Annotated in this window: 6 protein-coding genes; 5 read left to right on the top strand and 1 reads right to left on the bottom strand. The window is 47.6% G+C overall.

Features of this window, described 5'->3' with window-relative positions:
• The first annotated feature begins 69 nt into the window (after positions 1 to 69).
• The 4 genes from NW212_RS13220 to NW212_RS13205 are packed head-to-tail and all read left to right on the top strand — an operon-like array spanning position 70 to position 8,054.
• Positions 70 to 3,279 (top strand): TonB-dependent receptor, encoded by a 3,210-nt coding sequence (locus NW212_RS13220; RefSeq protein WP_258339110.1) that lies wholly within the window; start codon positions 70 to 72, stop codon positions 3,277 to 3,279.
• Between the two features lie 29 nt (positions 3,280 to 3,308).
• A complete protein-coding gene (locus NW212_RS13215; protein WP_258339109.1) occupies positions 3,309 to 5,063 on the top strand; it encodes a RagB/SusD family nutrient uptake outer membrane protein in 1,755 nt (584 codons plus the stop codon).
• Positions 5,064 to 5,090: 27 nt separating this feature from the next.
• Positions 5,091 to 6,638: an Ig-like domain-containing protein gene (locus NW212_RS13210; protein ID WP_258339108.1), complete on the top strand. Its 1,548-nt coding sequence runs from the start codon at positions 5,091 to 5,093 to the stop codon at positions 6,636 to 6,638.
• A gap of 30 nt (positions 6,639 to 6,668) precedes the next feature.
• Positions 6,669 to 8,054 carry an alginate lyase family protein gene (locus NW212_RS13205; RefSeq protein ID WP_258339107.1) on the top strand — a complete coding sequence of 462 codons (1,386 nt, stop codon included), beginning with the start codon at positions 6,669 to 6,671 and terminating at the stop codon, positions 8,052 to 8,054.
• Between the two features lie 164 nt (positions 8,055 to 8,218).
• Here the strand turns inward: NW212_RS13205 and NW212_RS13200 are convergent, their stop codons facing one another.
• On the bottom strand, positions 8,219 to 8,698 hold the full coding sequence (locus tag NW212_RS13200; RefSeq protein WP_258339106.1) for a DUF4251 domain-containing protein: 480 nt from the start codon (positions 8,696 to 8,698) through the stop codon (positions 8,219 to 8,221).
• 109 nt (positions 8,699 to 8,807) lie between these two features.
• On the opposite strand from NW212_RS13200, the gene NW212_RS13195 reads away from it, so the two are divergent.
• Positions 8,808 to 9,884 carry a serine hydrolase gene (locus NW212_RS13195; RefSeq protein ID WP_258339105.1) on the top strand — a complete coding sequence of 359 codons (1,077 nt, stop codon included), beginning with the start codon at positions 8,808 to 8,810 and terminating at the stop codon, positions 9,882 to 9,884.
• The last annotated feature ends 4 nt before the right edge of the window (positions 9,885 to 9,888 follow it).

The raw sequence follows: 9,888 nt of genomic DNA, 5'->3' as shown, positions 1-9,888 counted from the left end.
TTAAAACAATGTATATAATGAACAGAAACTGTGAGAACAAACGGAGTTGTTAATTTAAAGTTTAATCTTATGAAGCATGAATTTCTAAAGATTTCATCGAAAAGAGTCCTTTTCTCAGTGATGATGGTTTCTGCTATGGCAACGGGAAATGTCGTTTCGGCGTTTGCGGAAACTGATTCGGTCCGGTCTGTCATGCAGGCGGTTGCGGTAAAGGGACAAGTGTTGGATGCTGACGGGGTTCCCGTTATCGGTGCGAGTGTTCTTGAAAAAGGGACTTCTAATGGTGTGATAACAGACATGGACGGAAATTTTTCGTTGAATGTTTCTTCTAAAAATGCTCTGGTAGTCATTTCTTATATCGGTTATAAGTCGGTCGAACTTCCGGCTTCAAGCCCGGAACTTGCTCACGTAAGCTTGCATGAAGATTCGGAAGTATTGGGCGAAGTGGTGGTTGTCGGTTACGGTACGGTGAAGAAGGAGTCGTTGACGGGTTCGGTGACCGTGGTGGACGATAAGGCATTTATGGAGAAAGGTAATCTTTCCAGTCCTTTGCAGGCCTTGCAGGGTCAGGTTCCGGGTGTGATGATTACACGTTCTTCTTCTGCGCCGGGCGATGAAAGCTGGAGCATGAACTTGCGTGGTTCGGTTTCGGTGAACAGCACCGAGCCTTTGGTTATCATAGACGGTGTGGCGACGAATAGCGTGAATGACCTCCGTCTGATAAACCCGAACGACATTGAGTCCATTAACTTCCTGAAAGACGGCTCGGCTGCTATCTATGGTGCACGTGCCGCAGGTGGTGTCGTATTGGTTACTACCAAGAAGGGAAAAGAAGGCAAGACCAAAGTGGAATATAGCGGTTCGGTCACGCTGAAGACTGTGGGACTGATGCCTGAACTGATGAGCATCGACCAATGGGCGGACGGTGTGATGACAGCATTGGAGAACGACGGCAATACATCGAACAGCTGGTACACGTATGCCCAGTTGGCAAAGAAGTACAAAGGAACTTACATTGATCTGGAAAATACTTCGAATCCGTTTGGCAATGCGGCGTTTACCGATGTGGCAGACTTTGTATTCGATGACAGCGTGGACTGGCTGGGTTCTTTGTTCGGCAATTCATTGTCTACCGACCACAACCTGAGTATATCGGGAGGTACGGAAAAGACTTCTTACCGTTTGTCATTGGGATATATGTACGATGGTTCTCCGCTGCAGTATGGAAACAACAATAACCAGCGTTACAACTTCCGCCTGAGCAATTCGGTGAAGCTGACCGATAAGTTGACTTTGGAATCGGTTATCTCTTACAATCGTCAGGAACAGGTGTCACCTACCGATATCAGTTCGGTGTTGACCACCCAGACTCCGATGCCGGGATTGCCTTTGACTAATATGAACGGTGATAATTATGCGTGGGGTACATGGGGTTCGCCGGTAGCTAAGGTAGAAGAAGGCGGCGACAACAAGCTTTCCGTATCGTCATTGAATATCAGCGAAACTTTGAATTACACGATTAATGACTGGTTGTCGGCAAATGCCAATGTGGGCTATACAAACAGTACGGCAAACCGCGACGTGGTGAGCAATTCGGTCACTTACTACAACTTTACGGGAACCCGGCAGGTGCTGACTACTCCTACAGCAGATGCGTCTTATTATCGTGCCACTACGAATCAGACCAATTTCTATTCGTTCTCGGCTTACCTGAACGCGCATAAGAAGTTCGGCAAGCACGACTTGAGCCTGACCCTCGGTGGGCAGTATGAATTTAATGACTACAAAACGTGGGGTGTAAGGGTAGAAAACATCTTGAGCGGACTGGAAATCGTGAACGGTTCGGGTGACGTGACGTTGGACGGTGCCAACAACGAGGATGTTGACAAGTATCAGAATGCGTTCCTTTCGTTTTACGGCCGATTCAATTACAATTACGATGACCGTTACCTGCTGGAAGTAAACGGACGTTACGACGGATCTTCCAAGTTCCAGCCTTCGAACCGTTGGGCTGCTTTCTATGGCATCTCTGCTGGTTGGCGCATCAAGCAGGAAGCTTTTATGGAGGATGTGGACTGGCTGAGCGACTTGAAACTCCGTGTTTCATACGCCGAAATGGGTAACCAAAGCGGTATCGGCAACTACGATGGCGTGCAGTTGTATAATGTGAATACGGCTAACGGTGCTTACGTAGGTTCGGGATTACTTTCTTATATCGCTACGGACGGCAAACTGGTATCAACGACCCGTCATTGGGAACGTATTAAAAACTATAACGTAGCAGTTGATTTCGGTTTCCTCAACGGCAAGCTGACCGGTACGGTGGAAGCTTTCTTGAAGAAGAATGATGACATGCTGGTAGAAATCTCTTACCCTGCTGTATTGGGTGACGATGCGCCTACCACCAATAGCGGTAAGTTTAAAGGCTGGGGATATGAAGGCCAGGCTACTTGGCGCGACAAGATAGGCGACTGGAGTTACTATGTAGGCGGAACACTGACTTTTGCTCGCAACGAACTGACTGATTATGGAGGAACAACCGTGCTTCAGTCGGGATACGTCAAGACACAGCAAGGCTATGCGCTGAATTCCATCTTCGGCTTGCGCTATGGAGGAAAGATCCAGAATGAAGAACAGTTGGATGCTTATCTGGCAAAATACTATGATACCAATGCAATCGGCATACCGAGCAACCTGCGTGTGGGTGACAATATGTATTGCGACGAGAACGGCGACGGTATACTGGACGAGAAAGACTATATCTACTTGGGAAGCGATTCGCCCGAAATCTCTTATTCGTTCAATGCCGGAGTTTCGTGGAAAGGATTTGATCTGAACGTGATTTTCCAGGGAGCGGCCAACCGTTTCGTTTACCGTGACATAGACAACACGACAGTACCTTTCCGTGCCAATTACACGAATACAACGACGGCTTCCATTGGCAATGTGTGGAGCCCGGAGAATCCTGATGCTTATTATGCACCTTATACGAATGATTCAAACATCAATAACTATAACTATCAGGCATCTTCGCTGACCGCCCAAGACGGACGTTACCTCCGTTTGAAGAATGTGACCATCGGTTATACGTTCGATTCGAAACTGTTGCAAAAAACGAAATGCATAGAAGGTCTCCGTTTGTATGTGACGGGTGCAGACTTGTGGGAAACCACCAAGATTACCGACGGATGGGATCCCGAAGCCAAGCGTGACGCTACCGGTCTGTCGCGTTATCCGTTTACCCGTTCGTTTACGTTCGGTGCCAATGTAACCTTTTAATTAACCGCATAAAGATTGATAGACAATATATGAAAAAGAGACATTACATAACTGCAGCCTGCTTTTCGGTGATGAGTCTGTTTACGACTTCTTGCTTGAATCTGGAACCGCAGGCACAAATGGGCGACAATCTGGTTTGGAATACAGCCGATAATTTCCAACTGTTCGCCAATCAGTTTTATGGCTGGACACGTGACATTTATTTATCAGGTACGGCTACTTACGGCAATGGCGTGAGCGACGGTCCGCACAGTGACTTCCGTTCGGATTTGCTTGCCACTTCGTCCATCAATGTATATAGCCAGGGAACCAATTCCATTCCGAGTGAAGATGAAAACTATACCAATCTGTATAAACGCATTTATTACACCAATCTGTTGTTGGACCGTGCCGAAAGTTTCGGCGATCAGGAAGCGATTGCCGTACCCGTGGGCGAAGCGAAGTTCTTCCGTGCTTACCTTCATTTTGAGTTGGTGCAGATATGGGGCGATGCGGTTATATTGACGCAGCCTCTTGACATTGACTCGCAAGAACTGTACGGTCCGAGAAACGACCGTGGGGAAGTGATTGATCAGATTATCACTGACTTGCAGGACGCTGCCGAACTATTGCCGGAAGCCGCTTCCGAGGCTGGCCGCTTGACCAAAGGCGCGGCTTTGGCGATGCTTTCAAGGGTTGCTCTTTACGAAGGTACTTGGCAGAAATTCCATACCAATGGCGCAGATGCCACTTCTAACACAGATCGCAGTACGGCATTGTTGACCATAGCCAAGGATGCCGCCAGTCAGGTTATCACAAGTGGTGACTACTCTTTGTTTTATAGTGAGGCTTTGGGTGACGAGAGTTACCGCTATATGTTTATCTTGGAAGACGGTATACAGTGCAACCCGGCCAATCTTTCGAAAAGCTCGAACAACGAATACATCCTTGCGCATCGCCACCGTTATGGCGACCGTCTGAGTACGAACATTACACACGGCATTCTGGAAGGTGCAACGTGGCTGACACGCAAACTGGCAAATATGTATCTGTGTTCTGACGGACTTCCTATCGACAAGTCTTCACAATTCCTGGGATATGCAGACGTTACGGATGAATACCAGAACCGTGACAACCGGATGAGCAATACGTTTTTGATGCATGGCACACGTTTCTGGGACAATGAGTCGGCAACGTCACGCACGACATGGACAGATGCAGATCTGGAGAATGCACGTACGGCAGATGTACGCAGCAACAGCGGTTACCGTCCCCATAAATGGGCGATAGAGCGTCAGGCGCAAGATAACTTTGAATCGATGGACTTCCCCGTAATCCGCTATGCTGAAGTGCTGTTGAACTATGCAGAAGCAACCTATGAACTGAGTGGCAGCATTTCGGATTCCGACCTTGACATGTCGTTGAATCTGGTTCGTTTGCGTTCCAATCCCAATATGCCGAAACTGAGCAACAGCCTGGTAAACAATAACGGACTTTCCATGCGTGAGGAAATCCGCCGCGAACGTACGGTGGAGCTGATTATGGAAGGGTATCGCATCGATGACTTGAAGCGTTGGGCAACGGCAGAAACAGAAATGCCTCAGGACCAGCTTGGAGTACTTGTGACCGGGACTTGGTTTGAAACCAACTGGGCAGCACAGGCACGTCCGCTGAACGGTGAAGGTTGCATTATCCTTTACAGCGACCGTACATGGAGTGACCGGAATTATCTTTATCCGTTGCCTTCCGACCAATTGCAGTTGAATCCTGAATTGGGACAGAACCCGGGTTGGGGCAACAATTGAAGTATCACATTTTAAACAAGAACAGTTATGAAACAGATAATGAAATACAGTTGGGGATGCCTGTTGGCTTGGGTTCCTGCACTGATAATGCCTTCTTGCGAAGACGAAGCGACGGTGGGTGATCTGACATCGGCGGTGATGCCTGCTTCCATCGAACTGATCGTGCCTGCTGAAGTACAGCAGTACATTTACACAGATGAAAACGGCGCAAAGGTGTTGCCTATGCTGAAAGGAGAAACCGTTCAGATGAATTATGGCTTGCAGCCGGAAAATGTGACTTATTCGGATGTAATATGGACTTCTACCGTTCCGTCTGTGGCAACGGTGGAAAACGGACTGGTTACGGCTGTAGAAGGCAACGGCGAGAGTGCCACGGTCATTCAGGTTGCTCCGGAAGGAATGTTTTCGGGAAGCGGCATTTATGACAATGTGCGTGTCGTGGTGTCCAATACATTGGTGCAGGCAGAAAGCATCAGCATTGAATCGGAAGCTGACGAACTTTATGCGAGTGAAACCTTGCAGCTGACTGCTGCTATCCTGCCGGAGAACGCTACTTATCGGACGGTTAGCTGGAGCAGCTCGAATGAAGCAGTGGCTACTGTCGACCAGAACGGCTTGGTAACAGGTCTTGTGAATGAAGACATACAGGCATCCGTTACCATTACCGCTACTTCTTTGGACGGTTCGCAGGTGTATGGGACAAAAGAACTTGTTGTCAACCAGATGGTGCAGCCGGAAGAAGTGACCATCGATCAGGCTTATTCAGTGGACAACGGTTATTATTGTGCCATAGCGGATAAGGCTTTGACATTGAATTACACGACGGTCCCTGCACAATGTACCACTTCTTTGATAGAATGGACTTCCGACAATGAGGAAATAGCTACTGTTGAGAACGGTGTCGTAACCTTTAACCAAGCAGGTGTGTTCGGCGATGTGACAATCACGGCTTCTTGCCCCGCTACCGGAAACTCGTCTTCCATTAAACTGAATCTGGCAGCCGGATTGATTCGCGAACTTTTCCATAACGAGGATAATGTAACATGGAGTGCAGATCCGAGTCATTGTTCATCAGAATGGGGTTATGGAACATTTACTTTGATTTCGAAGGCTACCAGTGGAAAACGCCGTCTGGATTTCATGGCTCAAAATGTTTATTTCCATGCCGGAAATTATCCATTCTTAGCTCTTCGTTTGCAGTATGCCGGAGATATGGAGAATGTAAGCGGCAAGTCTTTTAAACTTGATGCTTCAGGTGGTACATGCAACGGTCAATCATTTAGCGGTGAACTTGGCGGTGGAAGTGAAAAATGGGATCAGACCTGGAAATGTAGTGATGGAAGCCGTATCGTCATTTATGATCTTTCAACTCAGGCTTGGAAGGGATTTGTATTGCCTGCTACGGATGTGGCGAAGGTTAACAAATTGACCTTTAAATATGCGGATATTGTATTGAAACAAGAAACAGGTGAGCAGCTTCGCAGTGCTATTTATTGGATTCAGACCTTCAAGACCTTGGAAGAAGTGGCAACTTATATCCAGTCGGAAGGACTGACTTACGAAGTGGTGGAATAAATTTAATAGAATGCGATTATGATAAAGAAAATGACATTTATATCTGGTCTGGCACTGCTGTTGGCAGTGCAGACCTCCTGCCGAGAGAATGAATTTGGTACGGTAGACTTGACGATGCCCGAAGATGTATACGAACCGGTAGAAGCGCAATATACGTACAATCATCCGTGTGCGATGTATAATCAGGCAGATTTCGACCGTGTGAAAGCAATGCTGGACGATGGCAGTGCGCCGCAAGCAGTGAAAGCAGAGTTTGAGAATTTGAAGCAGAGTTCGTTGACGGTTCTTCCTTATACAGCCGAACCGCAGGAAGAAATCGTGCGTGGCGATGCTACAGGAACTGCTGCCGGGAGTGAAAACTATCGTTATGCGATGGAGGACGCTGCCGCAGCCTATCAGATGGCGCTGCTTTGGAAGTTGACCGGTGATGACCGTTATGCTGAAAATGCCGTAGAAGTGCTTAACGCCTGGGCAGATATATGCAAGGAAATTACTTCGAATGATGCCAATCATAAGCTGGCAGCCGGTGCGCAAGGGTATACTTTTGCCAATGCTGCCGAGATATTGCGGACATATGAAGGATGGAACGGCACAGACTTCAGCGATTTCAAGACCTGGATGACCAATGTGTTCGCTTCGCAAAACCGTGATTTCCTCGACAATCATCAAGGTTCGGACAACTGTGCAGAGCATTATTGGTCTAACTGGGACTTGGTGAATATGGCTTCTTATCTTTCAATCGGTATCTTGACCGAGAACGATGAAATGGTGAACTACGTGGTTAACTATTTCTATCAGGGAGCAGGCAACGGATGCATCAAGCAGCTGATTCGCGGCGAACATACCGACCCCTTGGGCACGGGTGAAGATATCTTCCAGAACCAGGAGAGCGGACGTGACCAGGGACATGCTGAGATGTCGGTTATGGTGGCTGCTAACCTTTGTCAGATTGCCTATACGCTTTATCAGGCAAACCCGTCGGTCGCTCAGCTGGATTTCTTTGCTGCTGATGACAATGCCATTATGAAGATGGGCGAATACGTAGCGTTGTCCAACTTGCGTAATGGTACGGATAATCAGAACAGTACGGGAAGCTGGTTGGTTACTGCTACTCAGATGCCGTTTGCGACTTATGAATATTGCATCGACTGCTCTTGCCGTGACAAGAATCACGGTGCAACCCATACGCAAATGGCAGATGATGAAGGTCGTGGCAGCATTCGTCCGGGCTGGGAAATACTGTACAACCATTATGCAAAGGTGGCAAATGTGGGCAGTGGATATACATATGCCAAGCAGTTTGCCGACAAGCTTCGTCCCGAAGGCGGAGTTGGTGAGCCGGGAAACCGTTACGGTACGAACAGCGGGGCTTTCGACCAGCTGGGGTGGGGAACTTTGATGCTGTACCGCGAATAAGTAACCGTTGGCTTTAGGATATTCTCAATAGGTATCCACATAGATTTTTCAGGCAGAATCATGGCAGAGGTATGTTCTTGCTGTGATTCTGCTTGTTTTATGTGGATTCTTTCCGCATCCGCCCTGTCTGCAAGTCCTGCCTGTTTGTTTATAAGGCTTTATTTTCAGTTTTCCTTTAAATCCATCTCTCCGCTGAACGAGATGCTTTGCCTTTGCGTTGGCTGGACATACAGGGAGGCGTTCCCGTTTTTGTATACCGTGAGCCGGTAGATGTATGAGTCTTCATCGTTTCTGAGGCTGACGGTGATTTCAGTTTCACCTTTTTTCTTCGTTTTCTTTTCATAGTTTTCAATCGGTACACTGAAGTTCAGCGCTTTTCCTCCGCCGTAAGGGATGCTGTATGCTCTTCCGGCATACGGGAGATAAGAAATGAGCGAGTCGTTGCGGACCGTGACGGAATAGTCGGTAGTGAGCGGCCGTCCGGGTCCCTTGGATGGAATCATATAATTGATGTCGATGGTGTATCGGTCAGCCTCGAGCGCTTTCCGTACGTTTTCTTCTTTTGCTGCCTCTTTTTCTTTGCGTGTTTGTGAAAAAGCCGGCAGTGCCATCCATGTAATCAGAATGAGAAGCAGTGTTTTCATGTTGCAGTAATTAAAAAGTTTCTTCAAAGATAATGCATTTGAAGAAATGATGATCCGGATTGAGTAAATTTAGCCTTGATACGTATTTATTATAAAAAGACAAGTCAATATGATTGAAAAACTGATAAGTAAAATAGTGCTGGTGCTATTGGTAATATCCCTTTCGTCATGTTCGCAAAGGGGGGATGCAATTTATGATTTTTCTCCGCTTGACTCTATTATCGGATGCTGGATTGATAAAGGATATTATCCGGGAGCAGCTATTTGTGTGGTAAAGGATGATTCTGTGGTGTTCAGCAAATGTTATGGAAGCTTTACCGGAGAAACGAAGGTTTATGTCGCTTCTGCCGGGAAATGGGTGGCAGCGGCTGTGGTTGGGGCTGTCGTTGATCGTACTCCGTTGGATTGGGATGATACGGTGGAAGAATGGATTCCTTTGTATAGGGGAGATCCGAAAGGGAAAATTTCGCTCAGACATTTGCTTTCCCATACATCGGGTATCCGTCCTTATCTTCCCGAGCCAAGGGTGGACAATTATAATCACTTGGATTCGGCGGTCATGGAGATTCTGCCGCTTGACACGGTGTTTGCGCAGGGTACACGCTTCGAGTACGGAGGACTGGCAATGCAGGTGGCCGGACGTATGGCGGAGATGGCGGCAGGAAATGAGTTCGAGTATCTTTTCCAGACACTGATAGCCGCTCCGCTTGGCATGGAAAACTCGCACTTTACCCCCATAAATACAGACGGAGGTCATGCCCCGATGTTGGGCGGAGGCCTGTGTACGACCTTGAACGACTACATGCGTTTTCTCGACATGATTTATCATGGCGGAACTTATTGGGGGAAAACGATCCTGAACCCCGAAACGGTGAAGGAGATGCAGGCTGACCAGATAAAAGGGGCAGAGGTACTTCCCGGGGAGTATGTTGAAAAGGCTATTGGAAAATGTCATAATGGAATTTACGGCTTGGGAGAATGGCGGGAGCTTATAGATGAAGATACAGGTGAAGCTTATCAAATCAGTTCGCCCGGGTGGGCGGGGGCTTATCCGTGGATTAACAAGCGTGATGGTGTTTATGGCTTTTTTATCGCTCATGTTGTCGGAGGTTCCGAGAAGGACGGTTTCTCTTCATTCTATGGCAGTTCCGTTATTTCAAGGACTGTGTCGGATATTGTGAAATAAATGA

Source organism: Bacteroides sp. ET225 (assembly GCF_024733745.1).
Taxonomy (GTDB): Bacteria; Bacteroidota; Bacteroidia; order Bacteroidales; family Bacteroidaceae; genus Phocaeicola; species Phocaeicola excrementipullorum.
This window is presented reverse-complemented; position numbering and strand designations above follow the sequence as displayed.